This window comes from Streptococcus sp. 2020WUSS084 (genome assembly GCF_044427445.1).
Lineage (GTDB): Bacteria > Bacillota > Bacilli > Lactobacillales > Streptococcaceae > Streptococcus > Streptococcus suis.
In genome coordinates, this window is record NZ_JAOTGC010000010.1 from 19290 (window position 1) to 45082 (window position 25793).

At 37.8% G+C, this 25793-nt stretch carries 23 protein-coding genes, 1 pseudogene and 1 riboswitch; of the genes and pseudogenes, 8 read left to right on the forward strand and 16 right to left on the reverse strand.

The features are described 5' to 3' along the window. Window positions 1-11: 11 nt before the first annotated feature. The 4 genes from ppc to ODU50_RS06865 all read right to left on the reverse strand — a co-directional run bounded on the left by ppc (window position 12) and on the right by ODU50_RS06865 (window position 4945). Window positions 12-2708 (reverse strand): phosphoenolpyruvate carboxylase, encoded by a 2697-nt coding sequence (gene ppc / locus ODU50_RS06850; protein ID WP_044670274.1) that lies wholly within the window; start codon window positions 2706-2708, stop codon window positions 12-14. A gap of 20 nt (window positions 2709-2728) precedes the next feature. Continuing rightward, window positions 2729-3943, reverse strand: a complete 1215-nt coding sequence (ftsW, locus tag ODU50_RS06855) for a cell division peptidoglycan polymerase FtsW (protein WP_105153573.1) — start codon at window positions 3941-3943, stop codon at window positions 2729-2731. Window positions 3944-4079: 136 nt separating this feature from the next. Then, entirely contained in the window at window positions 4080-4445 is a 366-nt protein-coding gene (locus ODU50_RS06860) for a DUF4430 domain-containing protein (protein ID WP_105153574.1), read from the reverse strand. Beyond that, the gene (locus ODU50_RS06865; protein WP_161947042.1) at window positions 4442-4945 is read right to left on the reverse strand and encodes a hypothetical protein; all 504 of its coding nucleotides are present in this window, start codon (window positions 4943-4945) and stop codon (window positions 4442-4444) included. Before ODU50_RS06865 ends, ODU50_RS06860 begins: the two co-directional genes overlap by 4 nt. Before the next feature lie 112 nt (window positions 4946-5057). Here ODU50_RS06865 and ODU50_RS06870 point away from each other — a divergent pair, with 112 nt between their 5' ends. From ODU50_RS06870 to lysS, 6 genes are all read left to right on the forward strand, one after another. Beyond that, the gene (locus ODU50_RS06870; RefSeq protein WP_105153575.1) at window positions 5058-5912 is read left to right on the forward strand and encodes a glycoside hydrolase family 25 protein; all 855 of its coding nucleotides are present in this window, start codon (window positions 5058-5060) and stop codon (window positions 5910-5912) included. A 23-nt stretch (window positions 5913-5935) separates the two neighbouring features. Next, window positions 5936-6031, forward strand: a riboswitch (TPP riboswitch). 58 nt (window positions 6032-6089) lie between these two features. Beyond that, complete coding sequence (gene thiT, locus ODU50_RS06875; protein ID WP_024414787.1) at window positions 6090-6638, forward strand: energy-coupled thiamine transporter ThiT; 549 nt, start codon at window positions 6090-6092, stop codon at window positions 6636-6638. A gap of 102 nt (window positions 6639-6740) precedes the next feature. Next, complete coding sequence (locus tag ODU50_RS06880) at window positions 6741-7583, forward strand: DUF368 domain-containing protein (RefSeq protein WP_024414786.1); 843 nt, start codon at window positions 6741-6743, stop codon at window positions 7581-7583. Then, a complete protein-coding gene (locus ODU50_RS06885) occupies window positions 7583-8065 on the forward strand; it encodes an aminoacyl-tRNA deacylase (protein ID WP_024414785.1) in 483 nt (160 codons plus the stop codon). The genes ODU50_RS06880 and ODU50_RS06885 overlap by 1 nt, the downstream gene beginning before the upstream one ends. A 2-nt stretch (window positions 8066-8067) precedes the next feature. Next, the gene (locus ODU50_RS06890; protein ID WP_024414784.1) at window positions 8068-8694 is read left to right on the forward strand and encodes a histidine phosphatase family protein; all 627 of its coding nucleotides are present in this window, start codon (window positions 8068-8070) and stop codon (window positions 8692-8694) included. Between the two features lie 102 nt (window positions 8695-8796). Next, a complete protein-coding gene (lysS, locus tag ODU50_RS06895) occupies window positions 8797-10287 on the forward strand; it encodes a lysine--tRNA ligase (protein ID WP_105120806.1) in 1491 nt (496 codons plus the stop codon). Between the two features lie 223 nt (window positions 10288-10510). On the opposite strand, the gene ODU50_RS06900 is transcribed toward lysS, so the two are convergent. The 8 genes and pseudogenes from ODU50_RS06900 to ODU50_RS06935 all read right to left on the reverse strand — a co-directional run bounded on the left by ODU50_RS06900 (window position 10511) and on the right by ODU50_RS06935 (window position 18312). Beyond that, a complete protein-coding gene (locus tag ODU50_RS06900; RefSeq protein WP_105153577.1) occupies window positions 10511-11056 on the reverse strand; it encodes a hypothetical protein in 546 nt (181 codons plus the stop codon). Window positions 11057-11142: 86 nt separating this feature from the next. After that, window positions 11143-11307 (reverse strand): hypothetical protein, encoded by a 165-nt coding sequence (locus tag ODU50_RS06905; protein ID WP_161498822.1) that lies wholly within the window; start codon window positions 11305-11307, stop codon window positions 11143-11145. A gap of 22 nt (window positions 11308-11329) precedes the next feature. Next, entirely contained in the window at window positions 11330-11995 is a 666-nt protein-coding gene (locus ODU50_RS06910; RefSeq protein WP_105153578.1) for a hypothetical protein, read from the reverse strand. Window positions 11996-12087: 92 nt separating this feature from the next. Beyond that, complete coding sequence (locus ODU50_RS06915; RefSeq protein ID WP_398581371.1) at window positions 12088-13668, reverse strand: hypothetical protein; 1581 nt, start codon at window positions 13666-13668, stop codon at window positions 12088-12090. A gap of 367 nt (window positions 13669-14035) precedes the next feature. Next, window positions 14036-15099, reverse strand: a pseudogene (locus ODU50_RS06920) (LLM class flavin-dependent oxidoreductase). Window positions 15100-15230: 131 nt separating this feature from the next. After that, window positions 15231-16478: an ABC transporter permease gene (locus tag ODU50_RS06925; protein WP_105148320.1), complete on the reverse strand. Its 1248-nt coding sequence runs from the start codon at window positions 16476-16478 to the stop codon at window positions 15231-15233. Beyond that, complete coding sequence (locus ODU50_RS06930; protein WP_044679028.1) at window positions 16479-17174, reverse strand: ABC transporter ATP-binding protein; 696 nt, start codon at window positions 17172-17174, stop codon at window positions 16479-16481. Continuing rightward, on the reverse strand, window positions 17155-18312 hold the full coding sequence (locus tag ODU50_RS06935; protein WP_024402725.1) for an efflux RND transporter periplasmic adaptor subunit: 1158 nt from the start codon (window positions 18310-18312) through the stop codon (window positions 17155-17157). The genes ODU50_RS06930 and ODU50_RS06935 overlap by 20 nt, the downstream gene beginning before the upstream one ends. Window positions 18313-18523: 211 nt before the next feature. On the opposite strand from ODU50_RS06935, the gene gorA reads away from it, so the two are divergent. Next, complete coding sequence (gene gorA, locus ODU50_RS06940; RefSeq protein ID WP_105153580.1) at window positions 18524-19873, forward strand: glutathione-disulfide reductase; 1350 nt, start codon at window positions 18524-18526, stop codon at window positions 19871-19873. A 50-nt stretch (window positions 19874-19923) separates the two neighbouring features. Here gorA and ODU50_RS06945 read toward each other — a convergent pair whose 3' ends face one another. Beyond that, window positions 19924-20661: a cyclase family protein gene (locus ODU50_RS06945; RefSeq protein WP_024399542.1), complete on the reverse strand. Its 738-nt coding sequence runs from the start codon at window positions 20659-20661 to the stop codon at window positions 19924-19926. A gap of 204 nt (window positions 20662-20865) precedes the next feature. Here ODU50_RS06945 and ODU50_RS06950 point away from each other — a divergent pair, with 204 nt between their 5' ends. After that, complete coding sequence (locus ODU50_RS06950; RefSeq protein WP_024411794.1) at window positions 20866-21405, forward strand: biotin transporter BioY; 540 nt, start codon at window positions 20866-20868, stop codon at window positions 21403-21405. Window positions 21406-21507: 102 nt separating this feature from the next. On the opposite strand, the gene ODU50_RS06955 is transcribed toward ODU50_RS06950, so the two are convergent. Genes ODU50_RS06955 through ODU50_RS06965 form a run of 3 tightly spaced genes read right to left on the reverse strand, consistent with a single transcriptional unit; the run spans window position 21508 to window position 25785 of the window. Continuing rightward, entirely contained in the window at window positions 21508-23640 is a 2133-nt protein-coding gene (locus ODU50_RS06955) for an alpha-amylase family glycosyl hydrolase (protein ID WP_105153581.1), read from the reverse strand. Between the two features lie 10 nt (window positions 23641-23650). Further along, the gene (locus ODU50_RS06960; protein WP_024393150.1) at window positions 23651-24478 is read right to left on the reverse strand and encodes a sugar ABC transporter permease; all 828 of its coding nucleotides are present in this window, start codon (window positions 24476-24478) and stop codon (window positions 23651-23653) included. Next, entirely contained in the window at window positions 24475-25785 is a 1311-nt protein-coding gene (locus ODU50_RS06965; protein WP_024411795.1) for a carbohydrate ABC transporter permease, read from the reverse strand. Before ODU50_RS06965 ends, ODU50_RS06960 begins: the two co-directional genes overlap by 4 nt. Between the last annotated feature and the right edge of the window lie 8 nt (window positions 25786-25793).

The window sequence follows — 25793 nt, forward strand, 5'->3', positions numbered from 1 at the left end:
TTTTATGCCTATTAACCTGAGTTGCGCAAACCTGTCGCCACACCATTGATGGTAATATGAATGAGATTCTCTTGTTCTTTGCTCAATTCTCCACGACGAAGACGATGAATTAATTCAATCTGAATATAGTTGAGCACATTGAAATAAGGCATGCGATAATCAAGACTAGCTTTTAGAAACGGTAGTTCTGCTAAAAGCTCATCATTTTGCTCGATTGATAAAATAATTTCTTTGGTCAACTGCCATTCATCTAAAATGACATGGAAGATATTTCGTACCTCTTCACTTTCACACATTTTAGCATATTCAAATGCGATATTCATATTGGATTTAGACAATACCATATCCACGTTTGATAGAAGTGAACGGAAGAATGGCCAAGATTCGTACATTTTTTGTAACTTAGACAAATTATCAGGGTGCTTATCAATAAAGCGTTTGAAACTTGAACCAACTCCATACCAACCTGGCAACATGACACGGTTTTGTGACCAGGAGAATACCCATGGAATCGCACGCAAACCACCGATTTCTGTGATGGTTTTTCGAGCCGCGGGACGTGAGCCAATGTTCAGACTTGATACTTCACGAATTGGACTAGCGGCAAAGAAATAATCATAAAAATGTGGATTATTGAACACAAGATCTCTATAAATACGATAGCTATCTGATACAATTTCATCCATGGTTTCGCGATAGCCATCGATTTCATTTGGATCGGTAATCATTTGTGTGACCATACGGTCAAGCGTTGCAGATACCAGCATTTCTAAATTATAGTAGGCTGCGTCTTTGTTACCGTATTTATTGCCTATCACTTCGCCTTGTTCTGTCAAACGAAGCCGGTCCTTGATGGAACCAAATGGCTGAGATGTAATCGCATCGTAGGACGGACCACCACCACGACCAACAGTACCACCACGACCGTGGAAGAAGGTGATGTTTACTCCGTAGTCCTGACCAATTTGCGTCAATTCATTCTGTGCTTTGTAGAGTGTCCAGCCGGAGGATAGGTAGCCACCATCCTTGTTGGAATCTGAGTAGCCTAGCATGATTTCTTGGTAGTATTTATTGCCTGCAATCCAACGTTTCGCTAAATCTAATTGCAGATATTGACGCATGGTATCAGGTGCATTATCTAAGTCCTCGATTGTCTCAAAAAGTGGAACAATCTGAACACGGGCCTTATCGACATCTACTAGACCAACTTCTTTTAATAGGACAGCTAATTCCAGTAAATCAGAAACACTCTCCGAGTGTGAAATAATATGTTGCTTGATGATTTCCTCACCTAGCTTATCTTTCAATTCACGCGCAGCAGCAAAGATGGCCAATTCTTTTTCTAATTGTTCTGACTTTGGCATGTGCGTTGCAGAAAGAATGCGTGGATCAGTTTCCAACTGCTTCAAAAGAACATGGCATTTAGCTTCCTCAGATAAACTGGAGTAGTCTTCTACGATACGGGCAGAAGCCAATAGTTCCGCAACACTTGCTTCATGAATAGAAGAGTCTTGGCGCATATCGATACTAGCTAGGTAGAAACCAAACGCTTCAACCGCTTCAAGCAATTCTGTAAAATCACCTTTCAATAGCGCCATAGATTTATTTTCAATCAAAGATTGTTTGATGGCTAATAAATCAGCTTTAAACTCGGCTACATTACTATAGCGAACATCTGACGGCTTATTGTGAACTAGATAATCTCTTGTATTTGCAAGTTTCATCTGAATATAGTGAAAAGCACGACGATAAGGCTCATTTTCACGGTAGACAGAACTATCTTCAGATAAATCCGCCAGCATCTTAACCGCTGTAGATACATTTACAATGGAAGTTGAGAGCGAAAAATTCCGATAAAGTTTATAGAGTTGCTCATCGTAATAATTCATAATGACTTCACACTGAGTCAAGGCTGACAGCTTCAAGGTCTCTGCAGTAACAAATGGATTTCCATCACGGTCTCCCCCAATCCACATACCCATTGTAATTGGACGAGGATTATTTAAGACGATTCCTTTCTCAGCGGCCAAACGTTTGTACTCCCGCTGCAACTTAGTGACAGCCTTAATAAAAGAAGAATTGTAATACTCCATAACGTTTGTGATTTCGTTGGTTACCTTCAACTTCTTCTCACGAATCATATCCGTCTGCATGATAATTTCAATGTAACAACGGAGCTCATCTTCCCATTTGTTTTTATTGAGCAATCCCAATTTTACATCGCGATAACGACGAAGCAACTCATGAATATGCTTGGTTAAATCCAGCATAGACTGGCGTTGAACCTGAGTAGGATGGGCTGTCAAGACTGGAACAACATTCAACTTTTCAAGGATTTCAGCTGCATTTTCTTGTTTGGAAACCATATCAATTGTTGTTGAAATCTTACCAAGATAATCTTGATCAATATTGTTTTGATGGTTGATTTCATAGGCCAAATCAACATCTTCTGATATATTAATCAAAAGTGGCAAAACAGCAAAGTATCGAGAAATAACTGCTAGTTCATCATTATTCAACTGACTGATAATAGCAATCAATGCCTGATAATCATCCTGACGAGACAATTGAGATAATTCTACAATTTTAGCAAAAGTCTCTGCAGGCATCATTTGGGCTGCTACTTCTTCCAAAATAGATGTTAGAATCGTTACTTCTTCACGGATTGCTTCCTTGTTGTTATAGTTTTCTAATTTTTGAATAGCCATCTCCTACCTCTTTCCTATCTCTAAATTAGCGTACGCTCTATTTCTTCTTCAATTAATCGACGTTTTTCACTAGCATCAATATTCAGAACAAACCCTATCCCGATGGAAATAATCAAAAGACTCGATCCACCCTGTGACAAGAAGGGGAAAGTTACCCCCGTTGCAGGAATAATTCCTGAAATTCCTCCGATATTGACAAATGTTTGAATCAGAAGCATACCTGCCATTCCAAGTGCCATCATCGCATTAAATGGACTGCGAGCACGGACGCCTACAATAATAATTCGAATAATCAAAAAGAACAATAAGGCTAGAATTAAACTAGCTCCGACAAAACCGAGTTCTTCAATGACAATCGAAAACGCAAAGTCGGTGTGGGCCTCTGGTAGATACCCCTTTTTCTCAATCGAATTTCCCAAACCACGTCCAAGCCATCCACCGTTACTCATCGCATAGTAAGAATGAGTCAATTGAAGACCTGAGTTGGTGGCATTACCAAATGGATCAAAATAGGCAGCAAAACGACGAGCAATATAACCAAAGAGCGGAATTTTTTCCACCGTTTCTACACCCAAAATTCGAATCGTCCCTAGAATAACTGTTGAGGCGACCACAATTCCCAAAACCGCTGTTGAAAACCAGCGATAGGCAATCCCACTCACACTAATCATCACGACCATAATCAGCACAATAATCGTAGCATTTCCCAAGTCCGGCAGTGTCGCAACTAGACCAAGGAGGAGTAGACTGACCACCCGCCAATCTGTAAACTCTTTCGGAATCCAACTTCCTTTAATCAACGATACATAGTCATAAGTCCGAATATCCGCCTGTTGTTTTGCAAACTCATGTGCCAGATACCAAATGATAATTAATTTCAAATATTCTGCCGGCTGCAAGGTTCCTGCGATTGGCAGAGGAATCCAGCCATGAGCTCCGTTAATCGGAGGAAACAACCGAGAAATAGCTAACAGAAATACTTCTACCAAAATAACCGAATAGATAACGGCTTTCTTGCGTAAAAAACTTAATTTCATACGATAAATCGTATAGATTGCTACCAAGCTGACAATCCAGAATCCTGCCTGGTTAATCACTGTTCTAAATGGATTTCCACCATTAATAATTTGCGTAGCACTGGTTGTCGAATAGACCATGACCAACCCAATCACCGATAAGATGAGATAGGGAATCAGTATGGAGTAATTCAACAACTGGCGTTTGTCAATCTTCATTGCTTATCCAACCTTCTTCGAGTATAGCTCTTATTATAGCATACTTTGTATAAAAATACTTATCACTTTCTAAGTTGCTCTGCAAACATTCGGAACTAACTTTTGTCAACAAGAAAAAGGCCGAAGCCTTTCATATCTATTCAAATGTTTCAAGATAAAATTCAATTTCATCCCCATTCGCAACTGTAAGGTCTTTCGCCCCTTTATCAGCCATTTGGCCATTAACTTTATACATCCAGTATGTATTGGTGCTCGCATCTTGGCTAACACCATCAATTTCTGTTATCAAACCATTGTCTTCTACAATGTCATGATGTTCTTTAAGTACATCCATGACACTATCACCTTCTTCCGCAGTGACTTCCAGACGATTCGCTTTGTCCTTGGTTGTAATCTGCAAAGTGACTTCGATAGCCGAGTCACTCTGTTTCTCAGTAGTGTTTGTACAAGCAGCCAAGAAGAGCGAGAAGACAACCATCAACATAATACTAATTTTTTTCATTTATAAAATCTCCTAAAAATATAATCAATAATTGGATAAAACAAAACTGTTGAAGCAGCGTGTAAACTATCAAAGACTAAACCATTAAGCCAGAAGACGATAGGGGAAGTCCCAAACTGTATAGCAGATAAAAAACTTATCGTTAGCCCATACAAAAAGACAAGAATCCCCGCCAGAAGACTCTGTAGCCACAAGGGAATGTTCTCTTTTTTGATAAAAGGACCGATTGCCAACCACCATATAAATTGGATAAAAGCAAAACTAAGAACTTGCCACAAAACAACTGTGCCAAATCCAAAAAGCAAGCCACTCCCTACCATTACTAGTATCATCAATAACCAGCTCTCCAGCAAACTGAAATAGGACAGAACAATGAGGAAAATAGCCGTGAGAGGCTTTATATTGGGCAACGGTCCAAAAACCACCCTTAAAACAATCGTCAAAGAGGACAGAACAACTAGCTGACTAACACGTCTTACTTTTTCACTTTTGTCATGCATACCAATTTAGCCTACCCTATTCCCTTTATTATGTCAAGTTCAGATAATCTTTTACTATTTCTTGAATCGTATTTTTTTGATTTTTTCATGATTTTACGGTAGAATTGAGGAGATGAGAAAGAAACTAAATCCGATGATTGTTGTTGGTTTTTTCCTATCCTTCTTTGCTCTTATTTTCATCACTGGGGTGACTGGAAATACTGTAAATAAGTCGGAGGTAACTAACGAACCCGCAGTCACACAATCAAACACCAGTACAAGTTCTAAAACAACAAATTCTAGCTCAAGTTATTACATTGCAAATGCGCTCGAAATGAAACCTATCATCGACGTTTCTGCTTGGCAGAGGCCGTCTGAAATTGACTACGATACCCTTAGCAAAAACATTTCTGGCGCAATCGTTCGTATTCAAAGTGGATCACACACTAAAAACGAAAATACTGCGACTGATAAAAATGGGTTAGATAAATCCTTTGATACCCATATTAAAGAATTTCAAGCAAGAAATATACCTGTTGCTGTCTATGCCTATGTCACGGGAAATAGTATTGAGAACATGCAGGAGGAAGCTCGAAGCTTTTATAAGGCCGCAAATAAATACAAGCCAACCTTCTATTGGTTAGACGTTGAAGAATATACCATGGATGATATGAATGCTGGAGTGGAGGCTTTTCGAAAAGAGTTAGAAACTCTCGGCGCTAAAAACATTGGAATTTACGTCGGAACCTATTTCATGGAAGACCACAGCATCAATGTAGATAAATTTGACGCCATTTGGATTCCTACATACGGTGATGATTCTGGCTACTACAATGCCGCTCCAAATACTGACTTGGACTACGATCTTCACCAATATACCTCACGTGGTTATGTAAACGGCTTTGAGCACCACCTAGACCTCAACATTATTACTACCCTGAAGGATCCTAATGAAGTTTATCAGAAACTATTTACAACACCCGAATAAAATGATACAATTTCACTAATTACATATACACAAAGGAGTGCTTCGGCTGAGATCGCAACTGCGAAATCCTCGAACCTGATCTAGTTAACACTAGCGTAGGAATTGTGTGCTTTATAGAATGATACTATACTCTGCTATAAACACTCCTTTGTTGACCATCTACAAAGGAGTCTTTTTATGTCCACATCAAAATTACCCATCCTAGCCGAAGTTGCTATCTTTTCTGCAATTGCCCTCGTCTTTGACAAAATCCCGCTCTTTACAATGCCCCAAGGTGGATCTGTGTCTTTAGTCATGCTTCCAATCTTACTGCTTGCTCTGCGCCACGGACTAGGGGTGGGAGTTCTTACTGGTGGTATTGTCGGAACCATTCAACTTTTCTACGGTGGCTACTTCCTAAACGTTTTTCAAGTTTTTCTTGACTATGCACTTTCTTACGCCGGAATTGGTTTAGCAGGTTTAGTAGCCCCCACCCTATCCAAACAAAAAGATCTAAAAAATGCTACTCTCATCATTACTCTGGCTAGTTTTCTAGGAGGAAGCATCCGATTGATAGCCACCTTCTTATCAGGAATTATTTTCTACGCAGACTACGCTCCAGATGGTATGCCTGTCTGGTTCTATTCCTTTACCTACAATATCAGCTATATTCTTCCTTCCACTGCAATTGCCTCTATTCTGCTCATTTTACTCTATAGAGCAAGACCAGGTTTTTACAATCTTTAACCAAAACTGCCTGCTGGATTTTATCTAACAGGCAGTCTTTTTAATTATTTTTACTTGCTTTATGCTATAATAGGAACGTTATAATACATTTTGGAGGAAATTATGGCTTCTTGGATTTCAAGAATTATTAAAGGTATGATTATCGCACTCGGCTTTATCTTACCTGGTGTCTCTGGGGGGGTACTCGCTGCTATCCTCGGAATCTATGAGCGACTAATTGGATTTTTAGCAAATATTCGAAAAGATTTCAAGGAAAACTTTCTTTATTTTGTTCCTGTAGGAATTGGTGGAATTTTGGGAATCGCACTTTTCTCTTTCCCTGTAGAATTTTTATTGCAACATTTCCAAGTCCCAGTTTTGTGGGCCTTTGCGGGAGCAATCGTGGGAACTATTCCTAGCCTACTTAAAGAATCAACTCAAAAGAGCAAACGAGATAGCCTTGATTTGGCTTGGTTGATTGGGACATTCATCATTTCTGGCCTCCTACTTTACAATTTGAGCGATCTTGTCGGGACACTTCCAGCTACTTTTGCTAGTTTTGTATTGGCAGGTGCCTTGATTGCTTTAGGGGTACTTGTTCCTGGACTCAGCCCTTCAAACTTACTATTGATTTTGGGTATCTACACGCCAATGCTAAATGGTTTCAAATCACTTGATCTATTCGGTACCTTCCTACCAATCGCAATCGGTGGCGTTCTTGCAATGGTTGCATTTTCAAAAGCAATGGACCACGCTCTGAAAATATACCATTCACGTGTTTATCACTTTATTATTGGTATCGTCTCATCTTCTACTCTCCTAATTTTGATTCCACAAGCAAGTAATAAAGAGTCTATTTCCTATGCTGGAGCGAACTTTGTTACATGGATTGCTGCTATTGTCCTATTTATACTAGGAGCATGGTTAGGGCTTTGGATGAGTAAACTTGAGGAAAAATATAAATAATGGCAAAAAAGGTTAAAATAAAGAAAACCTTGGTGGACCAAATATTGGACAAGGCTAAGATCGATCATGATAGCCTTGTTTTAAATGCCTTCGAAGGTCAACTTCCACCAGGAATTGAAGAACACGAAATTTACAAAACACTGGCATTAACTGGAGATAAAACTGGACCAATTATCGGCATTGTCCCAATCACAGAACACCTGTCTGAGAAAAAATTAGCCAAGATCTCTGGCAATAAAAAAGTGAGTATGATTCCGCAAAAGGACTTGGAAAAGACAACTGGCTACGTCCACGGTGCCAATAATCCCGTGGGCATTCGTCAGAAGCATAATTTCCCAATCTACATTGATCAATCTGCCCTTGAACTCGGTCACTTAATTGTTTCTGCTGGAGAAATTGGTCGGTCGATTCGAATTGACAGTCAGGTATTAGCTGATTTTGTAAAAGCTGACTTTGCCGATCTGATTGAGGGGAGGGACTAGACTTGAAAATCTACTTTGTCCGTCACGGTAAGACCGAATGGAATTTGGAGGGACGCTTTCAAGGCTATTCTGGTGATTCAGCTCTTTTGCCTGAATCTTATCAGGATTTAGAAAAACTAGGCAAATACCTTGCTGAAATCCCCTTTGATGCTATTTATTCTAGTGATTTGCAGCGCGCACATAGCACTGCCGTAGAAATTGCTAAAGCCAATCACCATTGCCAAACCGTTCTAACCACGCAACAATTACGTGAATGGAATTTTGGAACGCTAGAAGGAAGCAAGATGGCAATTTTTCGTGCCATCTACCCCAAACAAGCTTGGGCACTCAAACATAATCTAGCACGATTTAAACACGATGTCTTTGATGCCGAATCTGTCCATCAGGTCACACAGAGAATGGTCGATTTTATCCAGTCTCTTCAAGAAGAAAACCTGGAAACAGTCCTCATCGTCAGCCATGGTGCCTTTCTAACCGCTTCTATCCATCGCCTGCTTGGTTTTCCACCAGCCCAACTACGTCACCGAGGTGGTTTGGATAATGCATCGGTTACTATTTTAGAAACAAGCGATTTCGAAAACTTTACAGAATTAGCTTGGAATGATACCAGCTATAAAGCAAAACAGTAGAATTTTCTGCTGTTTTTTCCTATCCTATTAGCAATTTATACTGATTTTTTCTCTCTTCTATGATAAAATAGAAATAACAGACTTTGGAGGAATAAAATTTTTATGTCAACTGAACATTTTGAAGAATTAAATGACCAACAGATTGTCCGTCGTGAGAAAATGACGGCTCTTGCTGAACAGGGTATTGACCCATTTGGAAAACGTTTTGAGCGTTCTGCAAATTCAGCTGAATTGAAGGCCCAGTACGAAGACAAATCAAAAGAAGACTTGGAAGAATTAGGGCAAACAGCAATCATTGCAGGTCGTATTATGACCAAGCGTGGTAAGGGTAAGGCAGGTTTTGCTCACATTCAAGACCGCGAAGGCCAGATTCAAATCTACGTTCGTAAGGATGATGTTGGCGAAGAAAATTATGAAATCTTCAAAAAAGCAGACCTTGGTGACTTTATCGGTGTCGAGGGAGATGTCTTCAAGACAAACGTTGGTGAGTTGTCTATCCATGCTCGCAAGTTGACTCACCTTTCTAAAGCGCTCCGCCCATTGCCAGAAAAATTCCACGGTTTGACAGACATCGAGACCCGCTACCGCAAACGTTATTTGGACTTGATTACCAACCGCGAGAGCTTTGATCGCTTTGTGACCCGCTCAAGAATTATCTCAGAAATCCGCCGTTACCTTGATGGACTTGGTTTCTTGGAAGTGGAAACACCAGTTCTTCACAACGAAGCTGGTGGTGCTGCAGCTCGTCCATTCATTACCCACCACAATGCCCAAAACATTGACATGGTGCTTCGTATCGCGACAGAACTCCACCTCAAACGCCTGATTGTCGGCGGTATGGAACGCGTTTATGAAATCGGCCGTATCTTCCGCAACGAAGGTATGGATGCGACCCACAACCCTGAGTTCACTTCCATTGAGGTTTACCAAGCTTATGCAGACTATCAAGACATCATGGACTTGACCGAAGGTATTATCCAGCACACTGCCAAGGCTGTTGTCGGTGATGGTCCTGTGACTTATCAGGGCACTGAAATTGCTATCCATGAGCCATTCAAGCGTATCCACATGGTTGATGCTATTAAGGAACAAACTGGCGTGGACTTCTGGCAAGAGATGAGCTTCGAGGAAGCAAAAGCCCTTGCAGCTGAGCATAAAGTCCCTGTGGAAAAACACCATACAGAAGTTGGTCAAATCATCAACAGCTTCTTTGAAGAATACGTTGAAGCAACCCTTATCCAACCAACCTTTGTCTATGGTCACCCAGTAGCCGTATCTCCACTGGCTAAAAAAAACGATGAAGACCCACGCTTCACAGACCGCTTCGAGCTCTTCATCATGACCAAGGAATACGGAAACGCCTTTACAGAATTGAACGACCCAATCGATCAATTGGAACGCTTCGAAGCCCAAGCCAAAGCTAAAGAGCTCGGTGACGACGAAGCAACAGGCGTTGACTACGACTACATCGAAGCCCTCGAATACGGTATGCCACCAACAGGTGGACTGGGAATCGGTATCGACCGCCTCTGCATGCTCTTGACAGATACCACTACTATTCGGGATGTACTCCTATTTCCGACTATGAAGTAAGCAAGAGTAGCTTGCTAGGATTGTTTTCACTAGGATGTTCCAATCGCTCTCCAGTTTCTTGGCGAATGACTGACAAAATAAATGCTCTTGGTTCACGCCAAGAGCACTTTTGGTCTATACAGAAGAATTTAAGGGATTTTACATTTTGGTAAAAGAAAACTGACAATAGAAATATACTCTCAATTCTGATTTTCTGAAAAAGACAAATATTTTGGAACATAAATTAAAATATAGATTTTATCCAATTAATAATGCTAAGGCTATTTATTAATTCAGCCTCATATTCCATATAATTTTCAATCTCACCATGCAATTCTTCAATTGTGATATATTCATCTATGATTTCTCCCACCTTTGAGTCAGGACCAACTTTACTTAGATAAATATCATGAGAGTTTCTGGCATCAATGAGATTATTCTTATATTTATTTGACTCATTTATATTACGAAAAATTTCATAATATAAATAATTGTTTTCAGTTTTTCTAGTTACTTCATCTGTTTTTTCAAAATCAGATTTATTTGCATTTGCTCTATTAAAATAATATAATAGCATATCTTGGTTTTCTCTGTATTGATAGATATTACTGACTAGATTATTCAACCTTTGCTTATCACCACTATCAATATTTGTTTCAATGTCCCACCAAAATGTACCTATAGTTATAAAGAAGACAACTGCTTGAGCTAGACTAATAATCCCTTTGAGAATTTTTTTCCCAGAGGTATTACTTTTAAATTTTCCGATTAGCTTGTTTAACAATTTCATAGCCCCCTATAACCTTTGAATTTTACTATTATTATATCGTAATTCAAAACAAAAGAAAACAAAGTGGACAACTGTCCACTAGAAAATTAAATACATAATTGATTGGGATTATTTGTACCAAGCTCTACTTTAACTCCTTCATATTCGACTACTAATCCTCTGTAGCCATAGAAAATTGTTATTCCTGCTAGTAAAATAGCATAAAATTTAGCATCATTTGTTTTTAAGAAATCAATAAGTTCAGTTTTCATAGCGAACTCCTTTTTGTAAACCTTATTTAGAAATCTTTCCTAGACCATATCCAGTTAAAAGCAGACAAAAGCCATAGAAAAAATATTTCAATCCCTTTTCCCTCTCCTTGGGTGCTAATTCTTTCTTTTCTTCAGTGCTTACTTCCATATGTACTTCAGACATGTTTTTTTCATTAGATAATCGCTCCATATTTCCAGTATCACCTTTATTTAACTTACCATTTTTGTTGATATAGCAAACCATAATTCTTTGTCCCTTACATGAATTTAATGAATTTAAGTTATATGCATCGATACTTAAGTTTTTGTCATTTGTAATAAGTAATTGACGAAAATTGGATCTGTCTCTAGTCATTCTTGACAGTAATTCTGAGTCAGCAAAAGCAATATTAGCTTCAACATCATTTAAATTCTCATCTTCAAAAATGAATATATTTTCATACTCATTAAATATTGCAATAACTCTCTTAGCTATATCTTGTTTTCCCACATTTTGTGAACTTAAATGTTTTACAATCTCTAGGCACACCTCACGAGTGACTATGATTTGTTTGGAATGTTCCATAAATATTTCAAAATAATTCTCTATAAAATTTTCAAATGCTGTAACATTCATCAAGGATGACGTGTCAATGTAAATAATATCATTTGTGGTTAATAAAGTCTGTACATATTCTTTATTAGTCATCGTAATCACCTTCCTGTATTTTGTAAACTCATTTTACAACTTTGAAAAGCACAAGACAATTTAAAACGGGACTTTTTAGTCCCGTTTTAAATTTATTCATAATTTTTTTCAAAGAACTTTGTTAAATTAGGATATTTCATTTTTAAATTCAAAATCTCCTCAACTTTATCAATCCCTAATTCAAAGGAAAACTTCAAATCATCATATGTTATCTTTATACTTTGCCCATTAAAATCAAATTCGGCTGTTTCCTTTTGCGGTTCAATCCACTTCTCACCACTATACCCCAATAAATCACCAACTGCTTTACCATCATCAACCCCATATTTTTCATCAAATGGATTATATTCTTTATAAACTGGCCAAATTTCTTCTTTTTCAATACAATCAAATTCTTCAAGCAGATTGTAATGTTCGTATATTTTCCACGTTTCATATGGCTCAAAATAATCATCAAAATTACGGATAAAGTTGTTCCTATTTTTCAAACCTTCCCAAAGTTTAATTAAAGATTGTTCGAGTGATTGAAAGTAATTAATGTAAGTGAACTTTTCGTAGGGGTTATTATTATACTTTTCTCTGCAGTACTCTTTAATTTCTTCAACAGTTTTTATAGAATGGATTTCAAAATCTTTTTTCAACTGCTTGTGCGGAAAATATTCTTTAAAGTCTTCAGATGATAAGTAGTCTTTCATAAATTGACTTTTTTTAGAAATAGCAAAATTAAATTCACCATCAATAATCGTCGCATAAAAGTATTCATTTTTTTCTGGTTGACTATAATTGAAAGTTTCTGCAAAAAGTACTATTCTTCCATCTCTATAAACAGCACTTTCCCTCGTGTAACAATTTCTCGTATCATATATAGTCTCATAACAGTTTCTAAGTGCTCTTAAATTAGCGTCTGTTAAGCCATTCAAAAGAGAAATAAATTTATCATCTGCTTCATCTAATATTTCAAAATATGGTTTTGCTTTACTTCTAATTTGAAAACCATTTCTTAAGTTATCTACTCTAAGAATATATCTCTCATTATTTATATCCTGAATGTACATATCTGTTCTAGCTTGATATTGATATGGATGATAGGTATCACAAAGCGAAGAAAAGTAATCATATCTTATTGAGCTAATATCTGTACTTACCTCAATAATGTTTACTGTTTTTTGATTGCTAGTATCAATAATACCCTCCTTGCCTTTATCTTTATTCGAAAGTCTCAATTTATTAAATCCATTGTTTGTTAAAATATTATTTACTTCATCAACTCCTTTATCAATGTACTCAACATCATATTCTCTTCCGATATTTCCCTCAAGAGTACGAATAATGTAGTAATCTCTACAGCCCATAGTATCATCAAGCCTGGGTAAATCATCATAATAAAATAAAGCTTTATTAGTTTCAGATTCCGACAAAAATAGTGCTGCACAAATAGCAATAACACAATCTCTGGGTTGATTAGGTTTAGTTTTATTTAGAATTTTTCTAAACATCTCATAATTTATACCAACTCGTTCTGCTAATTCTTTTGTTTTTACTCCTTCATCACCGTTTCGGTTCAATTTAGATTTAGACATCAATCTAATATAATCAAAAAATGTTTGATCATGTACCATTCTTTTTTCAAGGGTAGTTGCTACTATATTTTTTTCTTTAAAATTAGAATCCATCTTGTGTTACTCCTGTACAATTTATATTTAAATTATACCGTTTTCATAAAAAAGTCAAAAATAAAACGGGACTTCTGAGTTCCAATTTTGATTATTTAAATTATCGTTAATACTTTCCGATTAATAAAACTCATTTAAAGAAGATCAGGTCTGTATTCTCCTCCACCAAAAATATTCAACTGAAGGCGGATGGCACTCGTTACAATACACTTTACTAAATATTTTCACTATGAAATATTGTTTTGGTCTAATATAACTTTTTTTATCAAACACCACAAAAAACCTGGCCAACTGACCAAGCTTTTCAGGAGATTATGAAAAATATTTAGGATTAACTATAGTATAACTCATCCTATCAACTATCTCATCAGTCTTGGGAATGATTCTCTTCTTTTTTTGCAAAATAATCTCGGACAATTGGCGCGACTTCTTTTCCGTAGAGTTCGATAGCACGGAGGACATCTTCATGTGACATTGAGCCGATTGGGAGATGGAGGAAGAAACGGTCCAAGTCAAGTGTTTCAATAGTCTTGATAATTTTTTCAGCGACTCGTTTTGGATCTCCGACGATGGTTGCTCCTTCGTCTGTCAGAGAGTAGAGATATTGCGCCTTGGTCATCTCGCTCCAATGTGGGCGGTCTTTGGCAATATTGTCCGTAATTACTTTAGTTGGATGATAGTATTCTTCCACAGCCTTGTCATGGTCGTCTGCAATCCAACCCCAAGAATGGGCTGCAACTTTCGTTTTCTTTGGATCATGACCTGAGTTGCGGGCAACCTTGCGATAAGCATCGACTAAAAGTTTAAAGCGATGGGCACCTGCACCAATGACAGCATAAACGATTGGCAAGCCTTTCTTAGCAATCTTGATGGTGGATTCTACATTGCCCCCAGTTGCCACCCAAATGGGAAAGTCTTCCTGAACAGGACGTGGATAGACTGGCTTATTATCGACTGACTGGGTAAAATGTCCATCCCACTTGAGATTGGTTTCCTTGTCGATTTCCAGAAGCATATCTAGCTTTTCATCGAAGAGTTCTTCATAGTCACGGAGATCATAGCCAAACAAGGGGAATGACTCCGTAAAGGAACCACGACCCGCCATGATTTCCGCTCTGCCATTTGACAAAGCATCAATGGTGGTGTACTGCTGATAAAGTCGTACAGGGTCCATGGAGGAAAGGATTGAAACTGCTGATGTTAACTTGATATGCTTGGTATTGACGGCACAGCTGCCAGCACAATCTCAGGTGCAGAAACCGCAAAATCTTCTCGGTGATGCTCCCCAATCCCATATACATCAAGCCCCACCGCATCAGCTAGTTCGATTTCTTTGACTAGCTGACGGATCCGCTCGTCGTGGCTGTAAGTTTCCCCTGTTTTTTCTAGTGGAGTTGTTTCTCCAAATGTTGAAATACCTAATTCTACCATGATGTATTCTCCTTTGAAATCACTATTTTCTTAATTGATGCGTTTATTTTATCTCTAATTAGTGACAAAATCAATTGATTTGCTCAGAAAATAAAACGACTAGGAAAAACCTAATCGTTTCAATAGATTGATTATTCATAGCGCAAAGCTTCAATTGGATTAAGCTTAGATGCTTTGTTTGCAGGTAGTACACCAAACACAATACCAACTACTGCTGAGAAAGCCAGACTACCTAACACAACAGGAATTGAAATTTCAGCAGCTATTCTTTCGCCCAACGCCTTGCTCACATTGAGCAAGAACACTATTGTCTGAGCGATTGCGAGACCAATTGCTCCACCAAGAGTTGTCAAGACCATCGCTTCTATCAAGAATTGAACCAAGATATTTCCTCTAGTTGCTCCAAGCGCTTTTCGAAGACCGATTTCACGAGTCCGCTCAGTTACTGATACCAGCATGATATTCATGACACCGATACCACCAACTAGCAAGGAGATACCTGCAACAGCACCGATAAACAAGGTAACGCCAGACATTTGAGATTTAAACTCCTCCAACATGGCTGACATATCATAAATCTCGTATCTCGCTTCTTTCAATCCAGTCGCTTTAGTCAAGTAATCTGCAGCAGCCTGACCAACTTCTGTTGCCCGTGTAACATCTTCAACATGGACAAAGATTTGAGAATTTTCTTTCATGCCTGTTTCAGCAGCCAGCTGCGTATTAGTCATGACGGCATTTCCACCTGAATTCATTCCATAAATAGCTGTCCCTGCTTTCGGATCTTTGTAAACCCCTATTACTAGATAGGCATTGCTATTAACACTAATCGTCTGATTGAGAGAGTTCTCTATAGAACCAAACAACTTCTCTGCTAGTGCCGTATCTAACATAATCATACGTGAAAAACGACTATAGTCGTTAGCTGTAAACTGACGACCAGCTAAAATCTCATACTCTTTCACAGCAAAGAAATTCTGGCTAACACCAGTAATAGTGACATTCTCTGCTTTTTTATTGCCCGATCTGACTTCAGCTATGTTGCTAATACTGGAGTAATAGTTTGATACGCCATCAATCTCTAGCAGTCCTTTTAAAGTAGAATCCGTCAAATCCGGCTCTTCCTCTAAAATTGGTTCTTCCGTCGACGCTGTGCCAAACGGACCGAAAGCTGTGCTTGAACTGGAGAAGGCAGTAAAGTAAACCTGAACATTATTTTGATCACCAGCTAGAGACTTTTCTATGCTTTTGGCCACCCCTGTTCCCATGGCAACAATAATGACAACTGCAGCCACACCAATGATGATACCTAACATAGTAAGGAGCGATCTCATTTTATGAGCCATAATAGATTTGAGGGCGAATTTCCAATTTTCCATCTAAACTCCCTCCCTTCGACTATCTTCGGTAATTACTCCATCACGTAGAACGATTTTTCGTTTTGCGTAGGCAGCAATCTCAGGCTCGTGCGTAACCATGATAATGGTCTTTCCTTCATTATTCAACTCCGTCAGAAGTTGCATAATCTGCTCACCTGTCTTGGTATCTAGGGCACCTGTAGGCTCATCTGCTAAAATAATAGCTGGGGTATTGACTAGTGCACGTGCAATAGCTACCCGTTGTTTTTGACCACCAGACAATTCTGATGGTAAATGCGTCATCCGCTCTGCCAATTCAACTTTTTCAAGATATTGTTTAGCTAGTTCCTTACGTTTGCTTGATGGAACTCCAGCATAAATCAAGGGTAATTCTACATTTTGAAGGGCGTTAAGTTTCGATAAGAGGAAAAATTGTTGAAAAACGAAACCGATTTGGTCATTCCGAACCTGAGCTAATTTTTTCTCAGAAAGTTGACTGACTTCTTCACCTTCCAACCAATAGTTTCCTGAACTGGAACGATCTAAAAGCCCAATAATGTTCATCAAGGTTGATTTCCCTGAACCAGAGGGCCCCATAATGGCAAGAAATTCTCCCTCTTCCACCTCTAAATCAATATTCTTTAAAACTTGGAGTTCTTGATCACCATTTTTGTAGGATTTATTGATACTTGTTAGTCTAATAAGCTGGTTCTTCATTGGCTTCAACCTCTTTGCCATCTTCGAGATTCGGAGTTGGAATGGTAATAACCTTATCTCCTGCTGCTATACCAGCGGTCACTTCCTGATTCAAAGCATCTGCGTTCCCCAGAGTGACTTCTACTTTCTTAGCTTTCCCATCAACCAAGGTCCACACATAGTTTTTATCTTCTTCTGGCACAACTGCGGACACCGGAATTAAAATGTTTTTACTTGTATTGACAACCTCAATATTTACAGAAAATCCTTGCTTCAACTCACCTAATTCACTAGTTAAAGCTGCCTTAAATGGATATTTAGCACCTGAACCACTGGTTCCTGTTGTAGCAGCACCAGCTTGATCACTAGATGGATAGTTTGAAATATAGGTAATTTTCCCTGTCCAAGTCTTATCGGGATATACCTTGCTAGTCAGCTTGACCTCTTGATCCACTGCAATGTTAGCCAAATCGTATTCTGTCAAACTACCTGTTACTTGCAAACTACCTTGATTTACAATGTGTACAACTGTTTGGCTCGATGTAGAATTCTTAGAAACAGCCTTATTCACCTCAACAACTGTACCAGCAACGGTACTAGTTACTGTCGCTTCTGTTAAGGCTGTATATGCTTTATCAACCGCAGCTTGAGCATCTGCGTATGAATCATTCAAGTCTGCCAACTGCATATCTACTGAACGTTGTGCAGTAGCAGTTGCTGCAGCATCTGTTTCTGCATCACCAGTTGTTTGAACAGTCTGACCGTTGGTTCTTAAGTCTGCAATTTGGCGACCAATCTTATCACGACCACGAACAGCAGTATCCAAAGCAGACTGTAATTCTGTAGCATCATAGCGAATCAAAGGGGTACCTACTTCGACCTTAGCACCTGGAGCAACCAAAACCTCACTCAAATCTCCCTTAGAAGGATCATAGTAAACATACTGCTCGTCTGCTGCTGTAATCGTTCCTGTAAGTAGCGTTGAGGAAGCAATTGAGCCTTCTTTAGCAACAGTATAGGTCATACTCATGGCTACATCTTCTGAAGATGATGGTGATGTTAGCATATTGCTAAAAATCAAAGCCCCACCTACTAAGGCAACTGCGACTACTCCAAGGCCGCCAAACAAAGCAATTTTTGCTTTCTTTGTCTTTAACATAACAAACTCCTTTTCTTTACAAAACATACCTATTTGTGTTGTCTATATAATACACAAATACAAGAACAAATGCAAGTTTTTTCCTAACTATTTTATAAAAAGTTCGGCAATTTTCCCACTTACATTTTTGTAAGGTAACGTAGCGGATTTTTGATTGACACACAAAAAAGCGTTACAATGAATATAGTTAATGATTTTATTGGAGGAAATTATGAAAGTGTTTGATATTATCGCTATCGGAGGTGGGAGCGGAGGCATCGCTACCATGAACCGAGCTGCTATATACGGTGCCAAGGCAGCAGTTATTGAGGGAAGCTATCTAGGAGGGACCTGTGTTAACCTTGGCTGTGTTCCCAAAAAAATCATGTGGTACGGTTCTCAAGTGGCTGAAGCCATTCACCACTATGGACCAGAGTATGGTTTTACCAGCCAGGATGTAAAATTTGATTTTGCCACCTTGCGTAAAAATCGCGAAGCCTATATTGAGCGTTCACGCGCATCCTACGGTAATACTTTTAACAATAACGGAGTAGAAGTTATCCAGGGTTTCGCACGTTTTGTGGATAATCAAACGGTTGAAGTCAATGGTGAACTGATTCGTGCAAAACACATTGTCATCGCAACTGGCGCCAAACCGGTAGTCCCTGCTATTCCTGGTAGTGAGCTAGGGATTGTATCTGACGATGTCTTTGCATGGGAAGAATTACCTTCTTCTGTGGCTGTGATTGGTGCTGGTTATATCGCTGTGGAAATGGCCGGTCTCCTACATGGACTCGGTGTCCAAACTGACCTATTTGTTCGTGGTAATCGCCCTCTTCGTAGCTTTGATACCTACATTGTTGATGCCTTGATGGAAGAAATGCAACGTACCAACCTTCCACTCCATACCGGGAAAACTCCTGTCAGTCTTGAAAAAACTGATGATGGACAAATCCAGATTAACTTTGCTGACGGTAGTAACCATATTGCTCAGAAGGTCCTTTGGGCAATTGGACGTAAACCAAATATTGACAAACTCAACCTGAAAGCAACTAGTGTTCAACTTACTTCTTCAGGACATATTTCTGTCAATGAATACCAAGAAACAGCTGTACCAGGCATCTTTGCCCTCGGTGATGTGACTGGTGAAAAAGAATTAACACCCGTTGCAATCAAGGCAGGTCGCCTTTTGGCAGAACGTCTATTTAACAATAAACCAACCGCAAAAATGGATTACACAACCATCCCAACCGTCGTCTTTTCTCACCCCGCTATCGGAACCGTTGGTCTAACTGAGGACGAAGCGATTGCCCAATACGGTCAGGACAATGTAAAAGTCTATACTTCAGCCTTTACTTCTATGTACACTGCCCTAGAAAACAATCGCCAAATGGCTAAGTTTAAATTAGTAACTGTAGGAGAAAATGAAAAAGTCGTTGGACTGCACGGCATTGGCTATGGTGTCGATGAAATGATTCAAGGATTCTCAGTTGCTATCAAAATGGGAGCTACAAAAGAAGAATTTGATGCCGTTGTCGCCATCCATCCGACAGGTTCTGAAGAATTTGTTACTATGCGTTAACTCAATTGAAAAAGTCCAGACATGAAGGTCAGCACTGTCTGGACTTTTTCTTATGGTAATATAGCAATTGCTCGCACTGGTGAACCCGAAGCCTTCTCCCAATGAGGAAAAGCGATTGAAATCAATGCACCTGTTGGTGGTACCTGATTCAAGTTTGCCAATACTTCCAACTGATAAATATCTTTTGATAGGAGATAGTATTCTTCTGATAAACTTCCTCCGTGTTTGGCTGCAGATACTCCTAAATCGGTATCCAACGTTTCATGACCAACTGTTTTCACCTGACGTTCTTCAATCAAATATTCTAGAGCTTCATGACTCCATCCTGGTGTACGTTGAACTCCATCTTCGTCTAGATTACGAATGGCATCTTGACTGGGCCAGCGCTTTGACCAATCCGAACGAAAGGCAACAAAAGATTTTGGCGCTATCGGACCATATTCAGCCTCAAAGTCTAAAATATCCTGCTTAGTTATCTCATAGTCATTATTTTCTATAACAACAGCTGATTTATCAATAACGTAGAGTGGCAGGAGTAAATCTTTCAAATCAATCTCATCAAGATAACGAGCCCCTTCTACAAAATGAATCGGAGGATCAATATGGGTTCCGTACTGCCCCACAACCGTAAATTGTTCGACAAAGAAGCCATCCTTATGAGTAAATAGGGCTTTCTTTTCGAGAGCTGGTAGCGCAGGGAAATACGGGCTCTTTTCATTGATTTGGTGAGTCAAGTCTACCCAAGTTTTAGATTTAAGAGTACGGTAAATATCAAGTAATTCTGTCATAGACATTCTCACTTTCTTTTTTTATTATTCTAGCATAGGTATAGGTTGTTTTGCATATAATTTATTGCTTTTTACTATATAAGTTTCTTATTAGCTGTTATAAAAATCACCTATAGAGTTGTTACAGCCGATGAAAGAGCATTGACTTTCTTATCCAATCTCACTATAATTTTTGTTAACCATAAAATTTTAAGAGGATAACAAATGAAAACAACTTCTATCAAATCACTTGTTTATATCGCTATTGGAACAGCCTTAATTTCCACCCTTTCACAAATCAGTCTGTCTATCGGACCTGTACCATTTACATTACAAACCCTAGCTATCGGCTTAGTAGCTTCTCTATACAAACCCAAGGAGGCAATTACAAGTGTCAGCTTATATCTAGTTCTTGGCGCTATCGGTTTACCTGTTTTTGCTGGTTTTTCTGGTGGCTTTGCTGTACTCACAGGACCGACATCTGGCTTTCTATGGGGGTTTCTACTCTACACTATCATCACTTCTGCCCTCACTAAATCAGACTCCTCACCAGTTACAATTTTTCTAGCCTGCCTACTTGGAACAAGTATCTGTTTCCTTCTCGGCTGTTTTGTATTTAAGCTAGTTTTAGGTGCCAGTTGGACTGACTCTATCGGATGGACTGTTCTGCCTTTCATTCTTCCTGATTTAGCTAAAATTACACTAGTCATGATTTGTCATCGTTTATTGCAACCTGTTATCAAAAAAGAAGCCTATTTTGCTTAGGCTTCATTCATTTATTTATTGGCAAATGCGAATAAAATTCTTCGTTTTACGTATTTTATTAAAAGTTTTTTCACTTGGAAAATCGTCGTACTAATATACTATCTATTTTTGCCAATTTTGAATAAATGTATCTGCAATTGTTGATGTATTCAAAACATGGTTCGAACCACTCTCCCAAGTAACTTCTCCACTTTGATTTTTTTTAATAAACTTGTATTCTATCCTAGTATTAACTGGTAGATTTATATCGTAAAACCATGATGGATATTGTGCTATAGTTGCAGTTGAATTGAAGAATGTCCCCACAGCCTTTTCTGGATTCCAATTACCAAGCTCACTGACATTACCAACTACATACACATTCTCTCCATATGATGTCTCAGCATTATTTACGATAAAACGAATAGGAACTTGAGTTGCCGTTAATATTTCAAAGTTTGAAAAAATAGTCTCCATTCCACTCTGATTCAATACCTTTACATTATAAATTCCAGCAGGAGTTTCTGGTACTCTAACTTTAATAAGCGTATCAGACCACTCAACTATATCCGAAAGTGTATTTTCAAAATAAACTTGACCTACTTCACTACCAAATCCTGTTCCTGAAATACTAACCTCATTTCCACTAATACCTATTGAGGGACCGATGTTTCCGATTGATATGTCACTATTTTCATCACTATACACCCACACTCCAACTTCACCTTTGCTCAGCTCAAATGAAGCTACTGCACCATTTGAATCCACAGATATGGAATCTGAATATAATAGACCACTCAATTGATCCTCGTAATTTCCTAATGGTAAACTTGTATATAAATTTTCTATTTTGTAACTACTACTTCCTTTGTTAACTGCAATCAAGGCTACAGTAGAACCAAATTTCCTCTCAAAAATGAGCACATCAGAGTTTATCCACCTCTCTTGTGTCGTACCATATGCCAAAGCTTGATTATGTTTTCTCAAGTTTGACAACTTGCTTATTACTTTATATGCATTACTATTTTTATTGAAAGAACTTATATCAGACCTATTCTCTGGATCATTTCCTCCTTGATCATATTGTTCACTTCCGTAATAGATTGTCGGAACTCCTCGAGAAGTTAATAAAAGTGCGTAAGCTTGATTCACTGCAAGTTGATTTCCATTAACTAATGTTGAAAAGCGACTCATATCATGATTATCAATAAAGGTAACCTGATCATTTATTTCTTCGTAGTCATTTTCAGTCGCTTGCAAAACATTATAAAAATCCAGCATTGTAAATGTATCACTCGAATAGAGATTTCTAATAGCATTTGCAAATCTAAAATCTAATAAACTCATACCACTATTGTTCGCGAATGATGTCATTTCTACTTCGGCCTCAGTACCTCCTGTATACCATTCACCAAAAACAAATATCCCCGTCTTCTCATAAATATAGCTCAGCCAATTTTTTTGCCAACCAAGAGACATATGTTTTACTGCATCAACTCTGATTCCATCAATTCCATAATCTATCCATGATACGATAGCATCTTTAAGATATTTATCAATAGTTGGATTAATATTATTCAAATCTGCCAATCCATATAAACTATGATAAATCCCATTTTCATAAGTGCTATAGTCCGTCCAAGACTCATGATTAAATATACCATCAACATCATTTGAGAATGTCCCAATTAAATTTCCATTTCTAAATAAAGCCCCATCTTCAGGAAAAGAATAGCCCGAATATTCTGCGGTTGAAGTATGATTCGGAGCAAAATCAATTACTATTTTAATATTATTTTCATGTGCAATGGATACCAATTCTTTAAAATCCTCTTGTGTCCCAAAAGCAGAATTAGTATTAAAGAAGTCTCTAGCCCAATAACCATGATATGAAGCACTATTACTAGTAGGGTCTATACTAGTAATATTTTCAACAGGTGAAGATATCCAAATTGCTGTAATTCCGAGATCTGTTAAATAGCCATCCTGAATCTTCTTTATTATTCCTCGCCAATCTCCTCCATGATACTTCCTAAGATTTGTAGTATCAAAAATCTCACCTGATGGATTATTAGTCGAATCACCATCATAAAACCTATCGGTAATAATTTGGTAAATAACATCCGATGAAAAATCAACCTTATTGTTAATTGAATTATAACTTTCTGCATTAATAACACTAAATTTTGTTGTAACTAAAAATAAGATAATAATAGGCAGTGCCATTAAATAATCTTTCCAATAAAATTTCTTCATCATTCACCTCTTATTTTACTGCTCCAGCGGTCAAACCATTGACCATATTTTTTATTAGCAAGAAATATAACACTACAATTGGAACCGCAATAAATATACTTCCTGCTGCAAAACGTGCAAACTCTGTCTCATCTAAATTCATCAAGCCAACAGCAACGGTATAAAGATTTTTTTCCTTCAATAATAATTTTGGTAAAATGAAGTCACTCCATGGCCATGCAAAATTGGTTAATGCTGTATATGTAATAATCGGCCTAGACAACGGCAAGTGGATATGCCAAAAAATTTGAAAACTCGTAGCTCCATCCATTCGGGCTGCTTCATCAATGCTATAAGAAATGGTATCAAAAAAACCTTTTTGGGTTAAATAACCCATTGGAGCTGCTGCACTATATATTAATACCAATCCCCACAATTGATTAATTAGGTTAAATTGAGTCATCAGCAAATAAACAGCAATCATCCCCATAAATGACGGAAACATACCTAGTACCATTGTTGTCTTCATTAATGCATTCTTTCCATTAAAATAAAAACGAGACATTGCGTATGCTGTTAATATGACTAAAAATGTTCCCAGTATACAGCTCATACTTGCAATAAATAACGTATTTAAGAACCATCTCGGGTAGTTATATAGATCTGTATCTGTAAACAAAGTTATAAAACTTTTTAAACTATAAGATGTTGGAAAAAAGCCATCAAATGAATAAATAGTGCCTGATTGAGAAAATGAGGCTAATATCAACCAAATACAGGGAAAGAGAAAGATAAAACTCACCAAAATAAGTATGCAATATATCCCTGTACTTTGTAAAAAGTGAGACCATTTTCTCATAAAAATCTACCTCCTTCCTTATAAGAAGATGTTCGAACGTAGACAGAAAGTGAAATAACAGAAGTTAATAAGAAGATTATTAGACTAATAGTAGCCCCGATACTATAATAATTATTATCAATTGAAAGATTGTATAACCAATTAATTAGTAAATCTGTATCACTTGCTAGAAAATAATCATCTAAATATAACCCACCTCTTAGGAAATAAAAGATCCCAAAGTTATTGAAATTACCGACAAACTGACCGATAAGGACTGGCGTTGTCGCTGTCAATATATAGGGAAAAGTAATTTTTGTAAATTGTGCCCACTTATTTGCACCATCAATTTCTGCTGCTTCATAAAGTGATGCGTCCCGATTGGATAACAAACCAGTTGCTAATAGCATAATTGATGGTACTCCAATCCAAGCGTTTACCATAAGGCCAATGACACGAGCTGACCACTTGGCATCAACATCAAGAAACCCTATTGCTTGAAACCCCTGGTTTTGCAAAAGTTGATTGATTGGACCACCATAAGAAAACATGAATTTAAATGCCAATAAGCTAATAAAACCAGGTATAGCATAAGCCAAAATAGGAAAAGCTCTCCAAACCACTTTCCATTTGACACGTTTATTTGAAAAAAGTAATGCTAAGGATAAACCACCAAAATAGTTTAAACCTGTAGATAGAACTGCCCACAAAATATTCCAGCTTAAGATTTTAAAAAAAGTTGGAGCAAATTGAGTCAAAGAGACTATTTTTACAAAATTTTTAAGTCCAATCCAGCTTACTAATTCTGGAGGAACAATTTTTCCACCATAATTCGTAAAAGCAATTAATATCATAAAAATAATTGGAAGGACACTAAACACCATAATTCCTAAAACTGGAAAAAATAGGACAAAAGCTGGAAAGTTTCTATCAATTGAAATTTTTATTTCCTCACGGAACGATGGAATCTTTTTTCCTTCACGTATTAATTGATCAACATATAATGCATCTTTGATATTTATAACATACAAATATATAGCTAGTGAAAATATTATGAAACCCAAAATTCCCATGAGTAACATGATAATCGAATTGTCACCTTCTATTCCAAACCAGGTGTCTGCTTTTTGTGTTCCAAGTGTAAAGAATCCTATTATATCTCTAAAGCCTCTAAAAAATAAATAACTTAAGAAAAATAATTCAATTCCAAAAAATAGTATTCCTTTAAATTTTTGACCGAGAAGAAATTGGCCAAAACCCATGCAAAATAAAGATGTTTTAGCTTCGACAGATGCTTTTCTCAAATCTATTTTTCCATGCTTAAACATATTTTCTC